Genomic DNA, 21,740 nt, shown 5'->3' with positions numbered 1-21,740 from the left:
CTAATCCTTGTCGGCCTTGATCTCGGCGCGCAGGGCGAGCAGGATGTCGGCAATGGCCACGCCGTCGGCTTCGGCCTCGAAGTTGCGCAGCACGCGGTGCGCCAGCACCGGTAACAGCATCGCGCCGATGTCGTCGCGCGTGACAGCCAGCCGGTTGTGCATCAGTGCGCGCGCCTTGGCTGCCAGCACCAGCGCCTGCCCGGCGCGCGGACCGGCGCCCCAGCCGACATGCTTGGTGACGGCGGAAACATGCGTGTCCTGCGGGCGCGTGGCGCGCACCAGGCGCGTGGCATAGCGCAGCAGGTGTTCGCCGATTTCAATGTCGCGCACCAGCTTCTGCAGGCGCAGCAAACTATCCACATCCATCACCTGCGGTGCGTCGGCAAGACCCGCGTGGGTGGTGCGCGAAACCATCATCATCTCTTCATCTTCGGTCGGGTAGCCGACGTCGATGCGCAGCAAGAATCGGTCGAGCTGCGCTTCCGGCAGCGGATAGGTGCCGGCCTGTTCGATCGGGTTCTGGGTCGCGAGCACAAAGAACGGCTTTTCCAGGCTGTGGGTAACGCCGGCAAAGGTGACCGCACGCTCCTGCATCGCTTCGAGCAGCGCGGACTGGGTCTTGGGCGGCGCGCGGTTGATCTCGTCGGCCAGCAGCACCTGGGTGAACACAGGACCAGGCTGGAAGCGGAACACGCGCTGGCGGGTGGCCTGGTTTTCTTCGAGGATTTCGGTGCCGATGATATCGGACGGCATCAGGTCGGGCGTGAACTGCACGCGCTGGAATTTCAGGTCGGTGGCCTGCGCCAGCGACTTGACCAGCAAGGTCTTGCCCAGGCCCGGCACTCCCTCAACCAGCGCGTGGCCGCCGGCCAGCAGGCAGATGATCAGCGACTCGATCACACTATCCTGGCCGATGATCACGCTCGACATGCTCGCCTTGAGCGCGCCGATCTTTGCCGTCAGGTCCGCGATTTCTTTCTCTTCCCAAGCTACTGACACTGTCACGCTCCCAAAGCATACTGAATGATATTAACCGCAAAGCGGGTGTTGTCGACGACCAGCCAGCGCTTGTTGCGGAAGTCGTAGTCCCACTCGCAGCCGTAGTCCTTGTTCGAATACAGCACCCGCACGCGCCCGTTGATTTCGATCGCCTTGAGGTAATCGTGTACCAGGTCGTCGCCCCAGCCATTGAGCTCGTTGCCCGTGTTGGGCGGGCCGTCGAACTGGAAGAAGCTCGAATACACCGGGTGATTGTTGGGGATTTTTTTCAACGCTTTCGTGCCGAAGATGCGCGCCAGTTCTGCCTCGAAGGACTTGGCGAACAAGCCGTCGATGTCGTGGTTGCAGTCGTCGACAAACACAAAGCCGCCGCCACGCACGTAGCGCTCGAAGTTCTTGCGCTCGGCGGGCGTGAACTGCACCAGCTTGTGCCCGGCCAGGTAGCAGAAGGGCGACTCGAGCATCTTCGCATCCGACAGCGCGATCACGCGCTCCACCGGGTCGACGCGCAGGGTGGTGTACTCCACCAGCGAATTGAGCACATTGCTGGGCATGCGGATGTCCACGTCCCAGTCGCCAGACTCGTACATCAGGCGCGTGAAGTAGAAATCGTAGCTGCGCATCGCCCGGCCCCGCCTTACACCGCGTCCGACAGCGACGTGAAGTTGAAGTCGCGGATCTTCATCGGCGGGATCATCATCTGGAAGTTCATGCCATCGCCGCCGAGAATCTGCGGCTTGCCCAGTTCATCGAGGTTGTTGAGCATCGAGACCGGACTTTCGTTGAAGCGGAAGTTCTTCACCGGATGCTTGATCTTGCCATTTTCGACGTAGAAGGTGCCGTCGCGCGTCAGACCCGTGAGCAGCAGCGATTGCGGATCGACGTCGCGGATGTACCAGGTGCGGGTGACGACGATGCCCTTTTTGGTCGAGGCGATCAACTCATCGAGCGACTTGCTACCGCCCGACATGATCATGTTGCCGTGACGGCCGCGCGCCTTCATCTTTTGCTTGTTGGCCCAAAACAGCGAGTAGTCGAGCGAGACGATCTTGCCATTCTTGATGATGTCGGTGCGTTCGCGCGGCAGCATCGATTCGGTGTCCCATGGGCGCACCGGAACGTCCTTGTTCCACGGGTCGGCCCACACGTTGACCTGTTCGTCGAACAGTTTTTCGCCGAAGCGGTTACCGCCGCCTTTCTTCGACAGGAAGCTGCGGCCCTCGTCGGCGCGGCGCGCATCGAACGCGCCGAACATGCGGCCGATCAGGTCCGACGTGGCGGCCGGCTCCAGGATCACCGTGTAACGGCCCGGCTCCAGCGCCCTGGCGTCGACCGAGCGCAGCGCCTTTTCGATGGCCACGGCGGAGGCTTCGCGCGCATCGAAATTGCGCACGTCGTTGGCCGAGCGGGTCACCCAGCCGGAACCGCGGCCGTCTTCCGTGCGCGCGGTACAGGTGAAGCTGACGTTGGTGAATTCGTGGTGGCCGAACACGCCGTTCGAATTGGCGATGGTTTCGAAACCCGTGTTATCGACAAAGAAGCCCGCCGTTACCAGCTTGTTCTTGCGCCCCGCGAGGATGCTGTGCGACGCCACTTCGGCGCGGAACTCCGGGTCGATGGCGGCGGTCTCGCGGGCAAACGCGTGCGAGGCCTTGTACTCCTGCTTGCCAATCGCCGCCATGAATTCCGGATTCTCGGGCGCCAGGCGGGCCACGTCTTCGGCACGGCGCACGGCCTTTTCGAGCGACTTGTCGTCGAACTCATTGATCGAGGCGGTACCCTGGCGCTTGCCGAAGGCAACGCTGACGGTCAGCTGCATGTTTTCGTTCAGGCCCGCCGTCGACACGCTGTTCTGCGCGTAGCGGATATTGCCGGTGCGGGCGCCGTTGAGCACCACGCGGCATTCGTCGGCCTTGGAAAACCCGAGCACGCGGTCGCAGATGCGTTTTGCTTCTTCCTGGTTCAGCTGTTTCATGCTGCGCTTTCTCCTTAGCCGATCTTGCGAGCGGTGTTGATGACGTTGATGCCGTTGAAACGGGTGGTGCTTGATCCGTGCGAGACCGCGCTGACCTGGCTGGGCTGCCCTTTGCCGTCGAAGAACGAGCCGCCCATGCGCCAGTCGCGCTGGTCACAGATGGCGCTGCAGGCGTTCCAGAATTCCTGGGTATTCGACTGGTAAGCCACGTCTTCCAGGGGGGCGGTGATCTTGCCGTTCTTGATCTCGAAGTACAGCTGGCCACCGAACTGGAAGTTGTAGCGCTGCTGGTCGATCGAGTACGAGCCGCGCCCGAGGATGTAGATGCCCTTCTTGACGTCCTTGATCATCTCGTCGGGACTCAAGCGCTCCTTGCCGGCGGCGAGCGAAATGTTCGGCATGCGCTGGAATTGCACGCTGTTCCAGCTGTCGGCATACGAGCAGCCGTGCGACTCCTTCTCGCCGATGATGTGGGCCTGGTCGCGCGTGGCCTGGTAGTTCACCAGCACGCCGTCCTTGATGATGTCCCAGCGCTTGGCCGGCACGCCTTCATCGTCGTAGCCCACCGCGCCGAGCGAACCCGGTTCGTTTTTGTCGGCGATGAAGTTGACCCGGTCGGCGCCGAACTTGAATTTTTTGGTCTGCCACTTATCGAGCGTAGCGAAGCTGGTGCCGGCGTAGTTGGCTTCGTAGCCCAGCACGCGGTCCAGTTCCGTCGGATGGCCAACCGACTCGTGGATGGTCAGGAACAGGTGTTCCGGCGAGAGCACCAGGTCGTACTTGCCCGGTTCGACCGTCTTGGCGGTCAGTTTTTCGCGCGCCTGGCGGCCGGCGGCACGCGCGTCTTCCACGATGTCGTAGGACCTGGTGTAGAGCGTGGCGACGCCGCCGGCGGCCTTGATCTTGTCCGCCGGCCGGGCGTCGAAGTATTCGTAGCCCATGCCGGCCGGCGCGGCCAGGCTGTCGCGTGTGCGGAACCGGTTGCTGGCCTTGTCGACGGCGGTGGCGGTCAGCGGCGCCCACAGCCGGTGGATGTCCTGGTCGATGTAGGAGCCGTCGGTGGAGGCGAAGTATTTTTGCTGATTGACCTGGAACAGGGTCGAGGTCATGAAGCTGGCGCCGGCGTCCAGGCCCGCCTTGTTGGCCGCGATCAGCATATCGGCCTTGTCCTTGATGGGCACTGTGCGCCAGTCGCGGGTAAACGGCGTGGTCCATGCCACTTCGCCCACGCCCTTGACCGGTGCCATACGCAGCGGCTCGCTTTGCAGCTTGCTGTTGGCACGCGCGATGGCGACCGCCTGGCGCGCGGCGGCGGCGACGCTATCTAACGACATGTCGTTGGTCGAGGCGAAGCCGTAAGCGCCGTTGGCGATCACGCGCACGCCCACGCCGGACGATTCGGTGTTGACGATGTTTTCCACGCTCAGGTCGCGCGTGGTGATGAACTGGTTCAGGTAGCGGCCGATGCGCACGTCGCAGTAGCTCGCGCCGGCCTTGGTGGCGGCGTTCATCGCAGCGTCGGCCAGCGACTTTTTGAACGCGATGGCGACCGGGTTCATTAATTCTTCGGCCGCGATGGCGTTACCGAACACGGGCACCATGATGGCGCCGGCAGCGCCGCTGCTGATTTTGAGGAAGGTACGTCGTTCCACTTTTACTCCTGCTTGCAAAGCTCCGTCATCCCCGCGAAGGCGGGGATCCATAGCACATCGGCTCAGCGTAGGTGCTATGGATTCCCGCCTGCGCGGGAACGACGGGCTATCGATTAATGCCGCGCTCTTTTGCCTGCACGGGGATTAAACCGCGTCCGACAACGACGTAAAGTTAAAATCCCTGACCTTCATCGGCGGAATCAGCATCGAATACGGCACCTCGTCGCCCGCGATCACCTGCGGCTTGCCGATCGCCTCGATATTGTTCAACATCGTCACCGGGCTTTCGTTGAAGCGGAAATTCTTGATCGGATACTTGATCTTGCCATTCTCGATATAGAACGTGCCGTCGCGCGTCAAACCGGTCAGCAGCACCGACTGCGGGTCCACCTCGCGAATGTACCAGGTGCGCGTGACCAGCACGCCCTTCTTGGTACTGGCGATCAGTTCCGCGGTCGATTTGCTGGTCCCGCCCATGATCATATTCCCCGGCGCGCCAATGGCGCGCACGCCTTTCTTGTTCGCCCAGAACAGCGAATAGTCGAGCGCCGACACCTTGCCATCCTTGATCAGGTTCATGCGCTCGCGCGCCAGCATGTTGCCCGTATCCCAGGGCATGACCGGCACATCCTTGTCCCACGGGTCCGACCAGATATTGACCTGCGCATCGAACAGCTTGTCGCCCAGGCGCGTGCCGCCGCCCTTCTTCGACAAAAAGCTGCGGCCCTCGTCAGCCTGGCGCGCATCGAAACCACCGAGCATGAAGCCGATCAGGTCCGACGTTGCGGCCGGCTCCAGGATGACCGTGTAGCGGCCCGGTTCGAGCGCCTTGGCGTCGACCGAACGCAGGGCTTTTTCGATCGCCACGTCGGACGCTTCGCGCGCATCGAAGCGCGCCACGTCGGTGGCGGAACGCTTGACCCAGCCCGACCCGCGCCCGTCTTCGGTGCGCACGGTGCAGGTGAAATCGATGTTGGTCTTTTCCTGGTACCCGAACACGCCGTTCGAATTGGCGATGGTCTGGAACGAGTGGCTGTCGGTGAAGAAACCGGCGCATACCAGCTTGTTCTTGCGGCTTGCCTCGATGCTGTAGGCGGCGGTCTGGGCGCGGAACTCCGGATCGATGGCGGCGGTGGCGCGGCTGAACGTTTCCGACGCCTTGTACGCCTGCTTCGAGACGGCCGGCATGAACTCCGGGTTTTCCGGCGCCAGGCGCGCCAGGTCCTCGGCACGGCGCACGACTTTTTCGAGCGACTTGTCGTCGAATTCGTTGATGCTGGCGGTACCCTGGCGTTTGCCGTACGCGACCTGCACCACCAGCGAGGCGTCGTCCACCAGCCCCGCGGTCGAGACGTTGTTGCGCGCATAGCGGATGTTACCGGTGCGCCCGCCCGTCACGCGGACGGTGCATTCATCCGCCTTGGTCAGCGACATGACGCGGTTGACGATACGCTTGCTTTCTTCTTGAGTCAGAACTTTCATATGCGGTTCCCTGGCTTAGCCGATCTTGCGTGCGGTGTTGATGACGTTGATGCCGTTAAAGCGCGCCGTGCTCGACCCGTGCGACACCGTGCTGACCTGGCTTGGCTGGCCTTTGCCGTCGAAGAAGGAGCCGCCCATGCGCCAGTCGCTCTCGTCGCAGATGGCGCCGCAGGCGTTCCAGAATTCCTGGGTATTCGACTGGTAGGCCACGTCTTCGAGCGGCGCACCGATCTTGCCGTTGTTGATTTCATAGAACAACTGGCCGCCGAACTGGAAGTTGTAGCGCTGCTGGTCGATCGAGAACGAGCCCGCGCCGACGATGTAGATGCCCTTCTTGACATCCTTGACCATCTGGTCGGGCGTGAGCTTGGCTTTACCCGGCTGCAGCGAAATGTTGGGCATGCGCTGGAACTGCACGCTGCTCCAGCTGTCGGCATACGAGCAGCCGTGCGACTCCTTCTCGCCGATGATGTGGGCCTGGTCGCGGGTGGCCTGGTAGTTCACCAAAATGCCGTCCTTGATGATGTCCCAGCGCTTGCCCGGCACGCCTTCGTCGTCGTAGCCGACCGCGCCCAGCGAGCCTGGTTCGACCTTGTCGGCCACGATGTTCACGCGCTCGGAGCCGTACTTGAATTTCTTCGTTTCCCACTTGTCGAGGGTGGCGAAGCTGGTACCGGCGTAATTGGCCTCGTAGCCCAGCACGCGATCGAGTTCGGTCGGGTGGCCCACCGATTCGTGGATGGTCAGGTACAGGTGCTCTGGCGAGAGCACCAGGTCGTATTTGCCCGGCGCGACCGACTTGGCGGTCAGCTTTTCCTTGGCCTGGCGCCCGCAGGCACGCGCATCTTCGATCAGGTCGTACGAATTCTTGTACAGGGTGCACACGCCGCCGGCGGCCTTGATCTTGTCATCAAAGCGCGCGTCGAGGTATTCGTAGCCCATGCCGACCGGCGTGGACAAGCCCTGGCGCGAGCGGAATTTGTTGGTGGCCTTGTCGACGGCGGTGGCGAACACCGGCATCCACATGCGGTGCACGTCCTGGTCGATGTAGGAGCCATCGGTCGAGGCGAAATACTTTTGCTGGTTCACCTGGAACATCAGCGACTGCATGAAGCTCGCGCCGCCATCCATGCCAGCCTTGTTGGCGGCGATCAGCAGCTCGGCTTTTTCCTTGATGGGGACCGTGCGCCAGTCCTTCTTGATCGGGGTGGCCCACGCCACTTCGCCCACGCCCTTCACGGGCGCCAGGCGCACCGGTTCGGATTGCAGCTTGGCGTTGGCCTTGGCGATGGCGACCGCCTGGCGCGCGGCGCCGGCCACCGCATCGGGCGACATGTCGGAGGTGGCGGCAAAGCCGTAGGCGCCGTTGCACAGCACACGCACGCCCACGCCGGCCGATTCGGTATTGGTCACGCTTTCGACATTCAGGTCGCGCGTGGTGATGAACTGGTTCAGGTAGCGGCCGATGCGCACGTCGCAATAGCTGGCGCCGGCGCCGGTGGCGGCGTTAAGGGCCACGTCGGCCAGGGTCTTCTTGAACTTTGCCGCGAGGGGATTGAGTAATTCTTCAGCGGCGATGGCATTGCCGAAGACCGGCACCAGCATCGTGCCCAATGCGAGGCCGCTGATATTGAGAAAAGCACGTCGTTCCATAGTATCTCCTAACACTCACCACGAAGGTAGCGGCCCGCCGAACTGCGCGAACGCGCTTTGTTTTGCAGCTCACCTGAACCATGCCGAACAGCGGTCTGAATGAAAAAATCAGAAAGAACCATACCAGCAAAATGGCCAAAAGAATACGCAAAGATTGTGCCACTGGCTAAGTCCTTGATTCGGGAATCCGGGAGTGTCCGGCGGACGGTGTCCGCACTGTCCGAAGCAGTGTCCGCACGCTGTGGCGGACAGTATGTACATATGAGATTCGGCTTGACCTTCAAGCGTGCATACTCGATCATCGCGCTTGTCGGCGATATCACATTGCCTGCCGCAGCTTTTCCCCGTAGTACATACCAATACCGGAGACGAAAACACATGAAACAACTGATCCTGGCCACGATGATGGCCGCTGGCATGGCCGGCGCAGCCCACGCCGATGACGCACTCAAGGCAGCCATCGCCAATACCGAGCGCACACCCGCCAACGTCGCGCGCGACGCCGCCCGTCATCCATACGAAACGCTGACCTTTTTCGGCATCAAGCCGACCATGACCGTGGTCGAGCTGTCGCCGGGCGGCGGCTGGTACACCGAAATCCTGGCTCCCTACCTGCGCGACAAGGGCAAGCTGATCGTCGCCGGCGAGTCGCCGACGTCGGCCAAGGAAGGCGCGCGCAAGTACGCGGCCAACCTGACCAAGAAGCTTGAATCGAAGCCGGCCATGTTCGACAAGGTCCAGCGCGGCGTGTTCGAAGTGCCGACCACGTACGACTTCGCCAAGCCGGGCAGCGCCGATCTGGTGGTCACCTTCCGCAACCTCCACAACTGGATGGGCAATGGCGACGACAAGGTCAAGGAAGTGTTCAAGAAGGTCCACGACAGCCTGAAATCGGGCGGCGTGTTCGGCGTGGTGGAACACCGTGCCCCGGCCGGCAAGGAGCCGAAAGCCGATACCGGCTACGTGCAGGAAGCGTACGTGATCAAGATGGCCGAAAGCGTCGGCTTCAAGCTCGCCGGCAAATCGGAAGTGAACGCCAACCCCAAGGACAAGGCTGACCACAACAAGGGCGTGTGGGCCCTGCCGCCGGTGCTGGCCAATAAGGATGTCGATCGCGAGAAATACCTGGCGATCGGCGAGAGCGACCGCATGACGCTCAAGTTCGTAAAGCCTTAACAGGTGATGACGGCTCCGCAAGGGGCCGTTTTTTGTCTGCCTGTTCCGCACAGGCGGGACGCTGGAGCGGCGCGCCATGCGCGTGTATGATTAACGCTCGTCGCTCCTTCCTCCAACAAGAAATTACCCAATGAACATATCGCGTATCGCCGTTGCCGCCATCCTTGCCGCGGCAAGCCTGCTGGCCCATGCCGCACAAGACGCCACCAGCAGCGCGTCGCCGGCCGCGCCGGTGGCCGCCATTCCCGCCAATCTCGAAAACTCGGTCGTCAAGGTGTTTGCCACGCTGCGCCGTCCCGACCCGTACAAGCCATGGACCAAGGCCTCGCCGCAAGAGGTGACCGGCTCCGGCGTGGTCATCGAAGGCAAGCGCATTCTTACCAACGCCCACGTGGTCGGCTATGCCAGCCAGGTCCAGGTGCAGGCCAGCCAGGCCGGCGGCAAGGTATCGGCCACGGTGGTGGCGGTTGCGCGCGGAATCGACCTGGCCATCCTCAAGCTCGATGACGAATCGTTCTTCGACACCCACGCGCCGGTGTCGCGCGCCAGCGTGCTGCCGGACGTGCGCGACCAGGTGTTCGCCTATGGCTACCCGACCGGCGGCACCTCGCTGTCGATCACCAAGGGGATCGTCTCGCGCATCGAATTCGCCAACTACAGCATGGGCACCACCGGCCTGCGCATCCAGATCGATGCCGCCATCAACCCGGGCAACAGCGGCGGCCCGGCGATTGCCAACGACAAGATGGTAGGCCTGGCCTTCGGCGGCGCCGCCAACACGCAGAACATTGGCTACATCATCCCCAACGAAGAAGTGGACCTGTTCCTGCGCGACGTCGCCGACGGCAAGTACGACGGCAAGCCATCCCTGACCGACGAAGTGCAGACGCTGGAAAATCCGGTCCTGCGCGAGTTCCTCAAGCTCGGCAAGGACGTCTCCGGCGCCGTGGTGCAGCGGCCCAACCAGAACGACGCCGCCTATCCGCTCAAGGAATGGGACGTGATCACCCATATCGGCGATTCGCCGATCGACAACCAGGGCATGGTCAAGCTGGGCACCAATCTGCGCGTGCGCTTCCAGTACCGCGTGCAGCAGGTGACGAAAGATGGGGCGGTGCCGCTGACGGTTGTCCGCGCCGGCAAGAGCATGAACGTCAGGGTGCCGGCCGTGGGCGGACGCAAGCTGCTCATTCCGGACCTGAACAACGGCTACCCGTCGTACTTCATCTACGGGCCGATCGTGTTCTCGCGCGCCAGCACCGACTTCCTGGCCTTCCTCAACTCGAACGTTACCAACATGGCGGCGGCCAGCTACATGGCCAACCCGCTGGTGACGCGCCGCGGCGACCCGCCGACGCCGGAGCGCCAGGAACTGGTCGTGGTCAGCTCGCCCTTCTTCCCGCATAAATCGGTGGCCGGCTACTCCAACCGTTTCGGCTCGGTGATCTACTCGGTCAACAAGGTCCCCGTGCGCAGCCTGGCCCACATGGTGCAGCTGCTGCGCGACTCGAAGGATGAGCTGATCGTGCTGCACTTCGACCAGCGCGGCGGCGAAACCATCGTCGTACGGCGCAAGGACATGATCGACGCCACCGAAGGCATCCTCTCCGATAACGGCATCCGCCTGCAGGGCAGCCAGGACATGATGGATGTCTGGAATCGCAAGTAAATCGTCGTCAAACAGCCGCTGAGCGGGATGCATTGCAAATGATAATGATTCTTGTTATCATTTGACACCCGCCAGCAAGTGTTCCTTCCCGACGCATCCGCGTCGCCAGGTCCGAGAGCCAGCCTGATACTCTCCGACCTGGACCACCATGATCACTTCGACCCCGATTGCGGCACGCGCTTCTGCGCGCCGGCCCGCTTCCGCACCACTGCGCCGTGTTCTCGGCACCACCCTCAATGCCACGCTGCTGGCCGTGATCGGCACCGGCGCGGCCCATGCGCAAAGCCCGCGCGCGCCGCAGCAGTTGTCCGGCATCGTCGTCACGCAAGCGCGCGAGAAGACGCACGATGCGCTGCAAGGCAGCGTGGTCGTCATCAGCGCCGAGGAGCTGGCGCGCCGTAACGCGGGCGACATGAGCGCCATCGCGCGCTACGAGCCGCTGGTCAGCGTGCCGGCGGCGTTCAGCGGCAGCGGCAGCGTGTGGGATGGGGCGGGGAACACCGGCTTCAATATCCGCGGCGTCGAAGGCAACCGGGTCAGCCTGGACATCGACGGCATCGCCCTGCCCGACGCCGCGCCCAAGCCGGACGGCACCGCCATGAACACCTTCGGCATCGGGCGCGACTACTTCGATCCGGCCATGTTCCGCGAAGTGCGGATCGGCTCCGGCACGGGCGCGGCGGCGGCGGGCACGCCCGGCCTGGCCGGCAGCGTTGCCTTTGTCACCAAGTCGCCAGGCGACTATCTGAGCGACGACAAGCGCAGCTACCTGGCGTACGCGCTCGGCTACAGCGATGCCAACAAGAGCCGCTCGCACAGCCTGACCGGCGCGGCCCGGATGGGGTCACTCGATGCGCTGGCGGTGGCCGTGCACCGCAGCGGCAAGGAGACCGAAAACAAGGGCAGCGTGCCGGCCAATCCGGACGACTGGGACTCGAACGCGCTGCTGGCCAAATTCCAGTGGACCCCGATGCAGGGCCAGCGCATCGGCCTGACCCTGGACGGCTATGAGCGCGACAACGCGCGCAGCTACGTCAACAAGACCGGCGGCCTGTACCCGAATGGCGTGCAGCAGGATTCGCGCACCAAACGCACCCGCGTCAGCCTGGAGCACCGCATGACCGGCGCCACCCACGGCCTGTTCGACACGCTGGAGAGCCGCGTGTACGTGCAGGACGCCAGCGTCGACGACCGCACCCGCGCGCGCTACATCACCGGCAACCAGCCCTACCTGCGCAACATCGACACCGGCTACTTCAACAAGAGCGTCGGCGCGGGGGCCGACGCCTCCCTGAAGCTGGGCGAGTCGCTCAGCCTGGCCTACGGGGCCGCCTACGAACAGTCCGAAACGCGCCGTCCGTGGCTGGAAGACCGCACCGTCATCGCCAGCGGCGCGCACCAGATCATGGTGAAAAACCGCATGGCCGACATGGACAGCGACAAGGCCAGCGCCTACCTGCGCGGCGAATTCGGCTTCACGCTGGGCGGCTACGCAGTCACGCTCACGCCGGGTCTGCGCGCGGAATACCGCAAGCTCACACCCAGGAACCTGACCGGCTACCTGATCGCGGTACCCGCGGCGGCCGGTGAAATCAAGACCGAGAGCGACGCCTACGCCACCCCTAGCCTGAACCTGGCCGTCGCCCTGGCGCCCGACCTGTCGGTGTATGCGCGCCTCAATCGCGGCGCGCGCCTGCCCACGGCGGCGGAACGCACCGGCACCTACGACTCGTTCAGCTACACCGGATCGGGGGTCGGCTACGCCGTGCTGGGCAACCCGAACCTGAAGAAGGAAACCAGCCAGGCCTTCGAAGCGGGCCTGAAAAGCAGCCCTGCCAAGGGCATGCGGATCAGCGCCTCGGTGTTTCGCACCGAGTACAAGAATTTCATCGACTACGTGACGCAAGCGCCGGACCCGGTCAATTACCCCACCATCACGCGCGGCCTGTACCGGCCGCAGAACAATGGCAGCGCGCGCACCTGGGGCGGCGAAGCCTCGCTGCGCGCGGAACTGGGCACGTGGTCGGCGCCGCTGGCCGGCTACAGCATCGCCGCCGCGGCCGGCGTCTCGCACGGCAAGGCGCGTGACAGCAGCACCAGCAAGGAAGGCGAACTGGCCTCCACCCTGCCGCGCAAGGCCAGCGCCACGGTCGCCTACGATGCGCCGAACGATGCGTACGGCGTCTCGCTGAGCGCCGTCGCCACTGCCGGCAAGCAGCCGGCGTCGGATACCGTCGGCGACGTCAGCACGCGGCGCTTCCGCATCGCCGGCGCCACCGTGGCCGATCTTGCCGCGTACTGGAACATCGGCAAGCACGTCAAGCTCCATGTCGGCATCTACAACCTGGGCGACAAGCGCTATTGGGATTACGCGGCCTCGCGCTCGCTCGCTGCCGGCCTTGACGCCGCCACGCTGGCCGACATCGAACGCCAGGCGCGTCCCGGCCGCAATGCGGCGGCCATGCTGACGTTCCAGTATTAACCCTTTCTTTCACCACACCGGAGACTCCATGAAACGCCTACGCACCCTTCCGCTGGCCATTGCCGGCGCCCTGCTTGTCCTGGCGGGCCACGCCGGCGCCGCCACCCTGTCCGAGCGCTGGAGCGCGCTGCGCACCGAACAGCCCAAGGTGATGATCCGCGACGCTGCGCGCACGCTCGGCGTATCGGAAGCCGAACTGCTGGCTACCGGCATCGGCAGCACGGTCACCCGCCTGCGCAGCGACGGCAACGACCCGCGCGAGATCATGCGCCGCGCGCTCGACCTGGGCACCGTGCTGGCACTGACGCGCAACGAAAATGGCGTGATCGAACGCACCGGCGTGGCCACCAAGGTCAAGCCGCAGCCGGAGGACGACAAGGACGCGAAGGAAGCGGCGAAGGACGAAGAACGCGAAGCGCGCCAGCGCAACATCGCCGGCGGCTACCTCGGTGGCGAGATCGACCTGCGCTTCACGTTCTCGAAGTGGAAGCACGCCTTCGCGGTGGCGCAGCCGGGCGCCGACGGCGTGGTCAAACGCAGCCTCCAGTTCTTCGACGAGAACGGCGCCGCGATCCACAAGATCTATCCGAAAGATGCCGCCGGCGTGGCCGTGTTCGACAAGCTGGTGGCCGACTTCCGCCATCCCGACCAGAACGCGGCATTGAAAGTGCCGGCGCGCGCACCCAAGGCCGCCGAACTGGCCGACAGCAAGGTCGATGTGAAGGAATTCCAGCAAGCCTGGAACGAGATGAGCGACGTGCACCAGTTCAACCGCCTGCTGACCGAGTTCAAGATCACGCGCGAACAGGCGATGCGCCTGGCGCCGGCCGGCATGGTGCAGCGCCTCAAACCCGAAGCGGTCCGCACCCTGCTCGATGAAGCGGCCAAACAGCAGCTGCCGATCATGTCATTCCTGGGCAACGGCGCGGTGATCCAGATCTTCAGCGGCAAGATCACCAAGACGGCGGCGAGCCCGGGCTGGTACAACGTGCTCGATCCAGCCTTCAACCTGCACCTGCGCGAAACCGCCTTCAAGAGCGGCTGGGTGGTGCGGCGCGCCGGCGTGACCTCGGTCGAGTTCTACGACAACGAGGGCGAACAGGTGGTGAGCTTTTTCGGTGTGCGCGAACGCGGCCAACCGCAGCCGAAAAGCTGGGTCGACCTGACCGCCGCCCTGCCGAAGGGTTAAGCGCAGACTACTTTACTTCCTTCGCGTCCTTCTTCTTCGCGGGCGTGAAGAGCAGGTCCGCGAAGTCGTAGCTGAAATCGGTCTCGGACGACACCGGCGCCATCTTCATGCGTTCGATGCTGCCGTCCGGGTTCAGCGAAAACGTCACATAGGCGTCCGCGTTGAAATTGCGTTCCTTCCAGCGCACGATGAAGGTATCGTGCTGGAAGTGCTCCAGTTCCCCGGTCAGGTCGGGCGTACGGGTAAAGCTCATCACCCGCTTGCCGCCCACCGGCTTGATGGTCACCGCGCCATACCAGGCGTCGTTGTACTCGCCATCGTACGCCGCAATCGGCAGCGACGGGCGCGAGGCCGCGGCCCGGGTGGCGCTGGCGCTCTTCTGCTTGGCCAGATCCTTGTTGCGCGTCTGGGTTTCCACATCGCTAATGAGCTTGATCCAGTCGCTCGGCGCCGCATCGAGATAATGATCGAGCAGGCGATACTGCAGCGACGTGAGCGCCCCGCCGCTTTCGGCATTGGTAAAAATCGCAATGCCCAGCTTCGCTTCCGGCACCATCACCACGCGCGAATAAAACCCCTGCAGCGCGCCGCCGTGCAAGGCCAGCTTGCGGCCCTTGTAGTCGCGCAGCTGGAAGCCCAGGCCATACGCGAAGAAATTCGGCTTGGTCGCCTCCAGCGTCGGTTTCGGCTCGCTGATTTTCATCGGCGTTTGCGCGGTCCACATCTCGCGGCTTTGCGTTTCGCTGAACAGGCGCGCTTCCTTGCCCTGCGCATCTTTTGGCGCACCGGCGATGGCGCCGCCGTCGAGCAGCACCGTCATCCAGCGCGCGATATCCTCAGCGTTGGTATTGATGCCCACCGCGCCGACAGCATTGGGCACCGGCAGCGCACGCACCACGGCGGCTTTGCCGTTGATTTTGCTGTGCGGCGCCGAGACGTTGGCATTGCCCGCGTTCTCGGCCAGGCTGGTGGTGGTCGTATTCATGCCGAGCGGCTTGAGGATGCGATCGCGCACCGCATCGCCCCATGGCTTGCCGGCCTTTTGCGCAATGATCTTGCCGGCCACGATGTAGAGCAGGTTGTCGTAGGCGTAGCTGTTGCGAAAGCTCGTCGCCGGGCGCACGTAGCGCAGCTGGGCGATGATTTCATCGGTCGTAAAACTGGTGGTCGGCCACCACAGCAGGTCGCCGGCCCCCAGTCCCAGGCCGCTGCGGTGCACCAGCAGATCGCGCACCGTCATCTCGTGGGTGACGTAGGCGTCGTACATCTGGAAGTCGGGCAGGTGCTTGGTGACCTTGTCGTCCCATTCCAGCTTGCCCTCGTCGACCAGCATCGCCAGCGCCGCGGCGGTGAAAGCCTTGGAGTTCGACGCCACCTCGAAGATGGTCTTGCCGTCGACCGGCGCCGGCTCGCCCAGCTTGCGCACGCCGAAGCCGCGCGCAGCGACTACCTTGCCATCCTTGACGATGGCAATCGCGATGCCGGGAACATCGAAAGTCTTCATCACGCGGGTGACGTCAGCCTCCAGGTCATAGGCGCGTGCCGGCGCACTGGCGGCAACGGGGGCGGCAGGTGCCTGGGCGACGGCCGCGAAGCTGGTGAATGCGAGCAGGATCGCTGCCGCGATACGGTTCATGTGCAGCATGTGTCGGTCCTTTTATTTGCCGGCCATTTTTTTGTCGACGCTGGTTTGCGTGGCAGGGTGGTAGCGCTCGCGCGCCTTCTTGTAGACCGACTCCGCGAAGACCTTGTCGGCCGGCTTGGCACGCAGCGCGGCGTACAGCGGCACCACGAACTTCTGGCGGCCGACGCTCATGAGGAACGCTTCGAGCGGCGCGCGCACCTCGCTGTAACCGGCGTTGATGGCGGCGCGGTAGAAGCGGAAGGCCACCTCGTTATTGGTGCTCTTGGCCAGGCCGAATGCCTGGTCGAGTTCCTTGAGCTGGGCGGCGCTAGCCTTGTTGTCGATATCGTTCAGGAACTTCATCCACTCGGTGGCATTCCATTTTTTGGTATCGAGTTTGGCGGTGGGCGTGGCGCCCGACAGCCAGCTGGCACGGGTCGCATCAAGTGCGGCCAGGCGGGTCGAGACCGCGCGCTTGGCGCTGGCCGGAATGCCGGCGCCGTGCAGCCACTCTTCCAGTTCGGCCTCGCTCAGCACCGTTGGATGCTGGGCCAGCAGGTTCTTGCGCAGGTAATCGACGAACTGCTCGGTGGTCACGCTCTGGAACGCATGCTGGTCGAACCAGCCGCGCAGGAAGGGATCGAACACCGTGCGGCCGGCGCGCTGCTCCAGGGTGCGCAGGAACCACGCGCCCTTCGGATAAGCCAGGCCTTCATCGGTGTAGTTGGCCGACGAGGTGTCCGGGTCCTTGGTCAGCAAGGCCTGTTTGGCGAGCGGGATGGTGGCCAGCGAAGCGATCGCCTCCTCCTGCTCCAGCTGCAGGTTCATGTCCGCCACTTCGGGGCCGTACAGCGACTCCAGGATGCGGGTCGTGACGTAGGTGGTGAAGCTCTCGTTGAGCCACCAGTGCTTCCAAGACGCGTTGGTGACCAGGTTGCCCGACCAGCTGTGCGCCAGTTCGTGGGCGATCAGGTCGACCAAGCTGCGGTCGCCCGCGATCATAGTCGGCGTGAGGAAGGTCAGGCGCGGGTTTTCCATTCCGCCGATGGGGAACGATGGCGGCAGCACCAGCATGTCGTAACGCCCCCAGCGATAAGGGCCGTACAGCGATTCGGCGGCGGCGACCATCTTTTCGGTATCGCCGAATTCGTAGGCGGCCGCGCCGATGCGCTTTGGCTCGGCGTACACGCTGGTGCGCGCACCGAGTGCGCGTACGTCGATCTCGCCGATGCCGATCGCCAGCAGGTAGGATGGAATCGGCTGCGGCATCTTGAAGTTCCAGCCGCCCTTGCCGGTGGCATTGAGATCGTTATCGGCGCTCATGACCACGCGCAGATCCTTGGGCGCTTCGATGCGCGCGCTGTAGGTGAAGCGCACGGCAGGCGTATCCTGCAGCGGCACCCAGGAACGCGCATCGATCGTCTGGGACTGGCTGAACATGAACGGACGCTTGCCCGACATGGTCTGCACCGGCGCGAGCCACTGCAACGCGGTCGCCTTGGGCGAGGTGCGGTAATAGATGCGCACCTTCTGCGGCTGCGCAGGCAGCGCGGCCAAGTCGATGTGCATGGCATGGCCTTTTTCGTCATCGAACTTGTCGAGCGAGTGGCGCACGGTGACCCACTTGCCGTTGGCGCCCTGCGCCTGCACCTTCGAGATGGTCAGCGCGCGCGTATCGAGATCGAGAATGCGGGCCGACTTATCGAGCCAATTGAGCGTCAATTCGGCATGGCCGGACAAGGTCTTCTTCGCGAAATCGGCCTTCAGGTCAATGTGCACGGCGCTGGTTTTCACCTGGTCGTAGCGCGCGTAGCTGAGGGGGTCGAGGGCGTACGCGTGGGCGCTCAACTGGGCAAACAGGGCGCAGGCGGCGGCGCGCAGGAGGGTCGATGTCTTCATGGTCTTTCCGGGTTCGGTGGCGTGTGAATTGGCGCAGGCAGAATATCACTTCCGCTGGCGGGACGAAAGCGTGCGGGCGCGTATTGACGGACGGCTGGCGCGCGTAGCTACACCGGTGGCTCTGCTATGATCCGCGCTTTCCGCATCAAATCACTCTGTATGGACGCCTTTCTTGTCTCAACGGGCATCGTCGCCCTCGCCGAAATCGGCGACAAGACGCAGCTGCTGGCGTTTCTGCTGGCGGCCAAGTTCCGGCGGCCGGTGCCGATCGTGCTGGGCATCTTCGTGGCGACCATCGCCAACCACGCGTTTGCGGCGGCGGTGGGGGCCTGGATCAGCACCCTGCTGGGACCAAATGTGATGCGCTGGGTGCTGGGCGTGTCCTTCCTCGCGATGGCCGCGTGGACCATGGTGCCGGACAAGCTCGATGGCGACGACCAGCCGGGAATGGGGCGTTACGGCGTTTTCCTGACCACCCTGATCGCCTTCTTTCTGGCAGAAATGGGCGACAAGACGCAGATCGCCACGGTGGCGCTGGCGGCGCGCTACGACGCGATGCTGGCGGTGGTGGCTGGCACGACGTTCGGCATGATGCTGGCGAACGTACCGGCGGTGTATTTCGGCGAACGGATCGCCAACAAGGTGCCGTTGAGACTGGTGCACGGCATCGCCGCCGCCATTTTTGCGGTGCTCGGCATCGCCACCCTGCTCGGCGCCGGCGCCCGCTTCGGCTTTTAGTCCTAGCAACAGCTCCATTTACCTACAACCGGGGTCAGAGCTTTAATGTGAAACATTGCAAAACCGGCGGCCGGGCGCGCCGGCGACAGTCTTCCATCGTGCAAGTTTTGAGGACGATTGTTCCCGTGCTGCTATCAAGACGACGTTTTGTTGTAATTACGGCGCCCGTCGAACCGGGTTTGCCACCCCGCTCGCCGGCCGCCGTTTTTACAACAAAAAAAGTTTCGAGTCAGAGCTCTGACCCCGGTTGAGAAATTGTTGCGATTGGTTACTGGGTCGTGAGGGTCACGTCGTCGATGAGGAAGGCGGTGGGGATCGTCGAGCCTTCCACGCCTTCAAAATAGATCCGCACCGTCTGCCCTTTGTAGGCCGACAGGTCGAACGTCTTTTGCACGTAGCTGCTGCCCTTGTTCAGGTTGGAGTACGTCGCCAGCGTGGCCAGCACGGCATTGCTGCCGCTGCGCACCTGCACCTTGAGCTTGTCGTAGGCGCTCGTGGTCGTCGTTTCGCTCGAAACCACTTTCAGCCAGAACGCCAGGTTGGCGCTCGTCACCGTCGATGGGATCGTCACCTGCTGGTACACGCTGTCGGTATTGGCGAAGCCGGCGCCGTTGAGCGCGGCCTTCCAGCTGCCGCCACGCGCCGCCTGCCCCGACGAGGTGATCACGCCGCTGGTGGCAACCCACGCGCTCGCGCCCGACTCGAATCCACTATTGAGTAGCAGTTGCTGCGCCACGCTGCCATTGCTCACGCTGAAACTGACCGGCGCCGATACCGCGCTGTTGAGCGCCACATCGAACGCCTTGGCCGTCAACTGGTGGCTGCCGTTGCTCAGCGTCGCCGAGTTCAGGCTCAGCGCATACGGCGAGGTGGTATCCGTACCCTTGAGGATATTGTCGACATAGAACTCGACCCGGTTGATGCCGCCGTTGTCGCTCGCCGTCGCCGCCAGGCTGATGGTGCCGCTGCTGCCGTTCGCGCTGGCACTGACCGCCGGCGGCGTGGTGTCGCCACCGCTGGCGTTGCTGACGCTGAAGGTCACCGCGGCCGAGGTGCCGACATTGCCGGCGGCATCGTAGGCCTTGGCCACCAGGCTGTGCGTGCCATTGCTCAGGGTCGCCGAGTTGATCGTGGCGCTGTACGGCGCCGCGCTGCTGGTCGCCTTGAGCTGGTTGTCGACGTAGAATTCGACCCGGGTCACGCCCACGTCGTCGCTGGCACTGGCGCTGAAGCTGATATTGCCGCTGTTGCCCGATTGACCGGCAGTCACGCGCGGGGCCGTGGTGTCGCCGCCGCCATTGGTCTGGGTCACCCAGATCGGCGCCGACCAAAGGATCTTGCCGTCGTCCTGGGTCAGCTTGGCGTAGTAAAAGTGCTCGCCCACGGAGGGCGTGACGATGGTGTTGGCCGTGGTGGACAGCTGGGTGACCGTGCCGTTGCGCCCCGGTACGCCTTCGACGATGGACACCGTTGACACCGTCTTGCCGCTGGTACTGGCAAAGTTGGCGATCAGGTTGAGCGGGCCGCTGTTGCTGAAGCGCTCGCCCATGACGCGGCCATTGGCCGTGAGCACCAATTGCGAGGTCTTGTCCATGGTGGCGAACACGCGCCGCGCCTTGAGCGCCTCGATGAAACTGGCTTGCGAGAGCGGGGTGCCGTTCGGAATGAGCACGCCGGTGCGGTTGGTGTAGGACGCGCCCCAGTTGGCGCAGTGATTATCCTGGTTGGTGGCAAAGGCGATGTGGAAGCCGGATTCCAGCGCCTTGTTGCACGCGCCCTCGAAAGTGCTGCGGCCGGTTTCGGTTTCGGTGGTGTTGGTCGAGAACGCCGAGGTGTTGAGCACTTCGCAAAGGACCATGGCCTGGTCGCCATCAGCCGTGTAGCCGAGCGGCACGCCATTAATGAGGAACTGCCCGCTCGACGATGGATGGTTGAACTGTCCAACCCAGCCGCGCTGGCGCATCAATGTGTACAGGCCGCTGTAATCGCCCTTGGGCGTGAGCGTGTCGCCGATCAACTGGCCGCTGCTGTTGAGCTCCCATTGCAGCAATTCCGGCGAGTTGAAAATGTTCAGGTGACCGCCATTGCTGATCACGCCCCACTCGAGGCCGTACACGCCAAGGAAATCGGGATGGGCGGCATTGAAATCGGCGGCGGCCGTCAGGCCGGATTTGTAGAGCGCCTTGGCGGTGGCCGGAGTGGCCGAGCTGTTGGTGCCGTCGGAACCGTCGAACATGTGGTTGTGCTCGGACGTGGCGAGGATGTCCAGGCCCTTGTTGCGGGCATACGCGAAGGCGTCGGCCGGGCCGAAGGCGGCGCTTTGCGGCGATTGCGAGCCGCTGCAGCTGCCCAGCGCCCCGCCGCCATCGCTGTGGTTGGTCTGGCTGTGCAGGTTGGCGAAGTAGATTGTGTATGGCAGGGAGCCGGGCGCGGGCGCGGCCATTTGCACCGAGGACAGCTCGCCTGACTTGCTCTCGGCCTTGCTGTCGGTCTTGTTTGTCGGCAAGGCACGGAAGGTGGGCATGGCCGCCTTGGTGGTCTTGCCCAGCGCCAGGTCCCAGCTCTGCTCGACGAGCTCGCCCGCACCGGCCGCCAGCAGGCGGTCGACCGATTCCTCCGACAGATCCGGCTCACGGCCGCGCTCGGCGGCATCATTGGAGACGGCCTGCATGCGCACTTTATAGACGCCGTCCGGCAAGCCGGCCCGGCCAGCCCAGCGCACCTTGACGTCGACCGGCTTCTGGAACATGCGTTGCACGCCGTGCCAGCGCTGGACCACCTGGCCCGTCGGGCTGACCAGTTCCAGCTTCCAGCTCACTTCCTGCTGGCGCTCGACGTGCGGATACTCGAAGGCCAAGGTGAACACGCGCGCCTGGGACGAGGTCGCATACGGCACATGCAGGGTCGCTTCGAACTCCTGGTGGTCCGCTTCGGACGCCATGACGGCGTGGCTGGCGGAGAGCGCCAGGGCGATGGCGAGCGGACGGAACAGCTTGAACGTGGTCAGGTGGCGCATGAGATTCCCGTTTACATTGATAGTGACGAACAACTGAATTCTCGCAACTATGCATGACGTAAACGTGACAAAGTATTTACATTTGGAAATTGAATCCGTAGAGAAGTAGAATTTTGTTACGTGAATCAACACGTATTTTGCCGATGGTCAACGCGAGAATAGCGGACTTAGCAGGGAGAGTGGAAA

Annotated in this window: 14 protein-coding genes; 5 read left to right on the top strand and 9 right to left on the bottom strand. The window is 63.7% G+C overall.

Annotated elements, in window-relative coordinates; translation table 11 throughout:
• From CR152_RS04100 to CR152_RS04075, 6 genes are all read right to left on the bottom strand, one after another.
• Complete coding sequence (locus CR152_RS04100) at window positions 1-999, bottom strand: AAA family ATPase (RefSeq protein ID WP_370663803.1); 999 nt, start codon at window positions 997-999, stop codon at window positions 1-3.
• Between the two features lie 2 nt (window positions 1,000-1,001).
• On the bottom strand, window positions 1,002-1,622 hold the full coding sequence (locus CR152_RS04095; RefSeq protein ID WP_208640067.1) for a DUF4159 domain-containing protein: 621 nt from the start codon (window positions 1,620-1,622) through the stop codon (window positions 1,002-1,004).
• A 14-nt stretch (window positions 1,623-1,636) separates the two neighbouring features.
• Window positions 1,637-2,974 (bottom strand): TldD/PmbA family protein, encoded by a 1,338-nt coding sequence (locus CR152_RS04090; RefSeq protein WP_099873801.1) that lies wholly within the window; start codon window positions 2,972-2,974, stop codon window positions 1,637-1,639.
• 14 nt (window positions 2,975-2,988) lie between these two features.
• Window positions 2,989-4,626 (bottom strand): TldD/PmbA family protein, encoded by a 1,638-nt coding sequence (locus tag CR152_RS04085; protein WP_099873800.1) that lies wholly within the window; start codon window positions 4,624-4,626, stop codon window positions 2,989-2,991.
• Window positions 4,627-4,770: 144 nt separating this feature from the next.
• Entirely contained in the window at window positions 4,771-6,108 is a 1,338-nt protein-coding gene (locus tag CR152_RS04080) for a TldD/PmbA family protein (RefSeq protein ID WP_099873799.1), read from the bottom strand.
• 15 nt (window positions 6,109-6,123) lie between these two features.
• A complete protein-coding gene (locus CR152_RS04075) occupies window positions 6,124-7,761 on the bottom strand; it encodes a TldD/PmbA family protein (RefSeq protein ID WP_099873798.1) in 1,638 nt (545 codons plus the stop codon).
• 378 nt (window positions 7,762-8,139) lie between these two features.
• Here CR152_RS04075 and CR152_RS04070 point away from each other — a divergent pair, with 378 nt between their 5' ends.
• The 4 genes from CR152_RS04070 to CR152_RS04055 all read left to right on the top strand — a co-directional run bounded on the left by CR152_RS04070 (window position 8,140) and on the right by CR152_RS04055 (window position 14,277).
• Complete coding sequence (locus tag CR152_RS04070) at window positions 8,140-8,937, top strand: class I SAM-dependent methyltransferase (RefSeq protein ID WP_099873797.1); 798 nt, start codon at window positions 8,140-8,142, stop codon at window positions 8,935-8,937.
• 130 nt (window positions 8,938-9,067) lie between these two features.
• The gene (locus CR152_RS04065; RefSeq protein WP_099873796.1) at window positions 9,068-10,606 is read left to right on the top strand and encodes a S1C family serine protease; all 1,539 of its coding nucleotides are present in this window, start codon (window positions 9,068-9,070) and stop codon (window positions 10,604-10,606) included.
• Window positions 10,607-10,754: 148 nt separating this feature from the next.
• Window positions 10,755-13,088: a TonB-dependent receptor domain-containing protein gene (locus CR152_RS04060; protein ID WP_099873795.1), complete on the top strand. Its 2,334-nt coding sequence runs from the start codon at window positions 10,755-10,757 to the stop codon at window positions 13,086-13,088.
• Window positions 13,089-13,116: 28 nt separating this feature from the next.
• Complete coding sequence (locus CR152_RS04055; RefSeq protein WP_099873794.1) at window positions 13,117-14,277, top strand: hemin-degrading factor; 1,161 nt, start codon at window positions 13,117-13,119, stop codon at window positions 14,275-14,277.
• 7 nt (window positions 14,278-14,284) lie between these two features.
• On the opposite strand, the gene CR152_RS04050 is transcribed toward CR152_RS04055, so the two are convergent.
• Together CR152_RS04050 and CR152_RS04045 are read right to left on the bottom strand one after the other, a co-directional pair.
• Window positions 14,285-15,922: a serine hydrolase gene (locus tag CR152_RS04050; protein ID WP_099873793.1), complete on the bottom strand. Its 1,638-nt coding sequence runs from the start codon at window positions 15,920-15,922 to the stop codon at window positions 14,285-14,287.
• 12 nt (window positions 15,923-15,934) lie between these two features.
• Window positions 15,935-17,800 carry a M1 family metallopeptidase gene (locus CR152_RS04045; RefSeq protein ID WP_099873792.1) on the bottom strand — a complete coding sequence of 622 codons (1,866 nt, stop codon included), beginning with the start codon at window positions 17,798-17,800 and terminating at the stop codon, window positions 15,935-15,937.
• Window positions 17,801-17,959: 159 nt separating this feature from the next.
• On the opposite strand from CR152_RS04045, the gene CR152_RS04040 reads away from it, so the two are divergent.
• Window positions 17,960-18,538 carry a TMEM165/GDT1 family protein gene (locus tag CR152_RS04040; protein WP_099873791.1) on the top strand — a complete coding sequence of 193 codons (579 nt, stop codon included), beginning with the start codon at window positions 17,960-17,962 and terminating at the stop codon, window positions 18,536-18,538.
• Window positions 18,539-18,806: 268 nt separating this feature from the next.
• Here the strand turns inward: CR152_RS04040 and CR152_RS04035 are convergent, their stop codons facing one another.
• Window positions 18,807-21,554, bottom strand: coding sequence for an Ig-like domain-containing protein (locus CR152_RS04035; protein ID WP_099873790.1), 2,748 nt, complete (start codon window positions 21,552-21,554; stop codon window positions 18,807-18,809).
• Window positions 21,555-21,740 lie beyond the last annotated feature (186 nt).

Origin of the sequence: Massilia violaceinigra (assembly GCF_002752675.1) — a bacterium.
Taxonomy (GTDB): domain Bacteria; phylum Pseudomonadota; class Gammaproteobacteria; order Burkholderiales; family Burkholderiaceae_D; genus Telluria_A; species Telluria_A violaceinigra.
The sequence above is the reverse complement of the archived record's forward strand: the minus strand, read 5'-3'. Positions and strand labels throughout refer to the sequence as shown.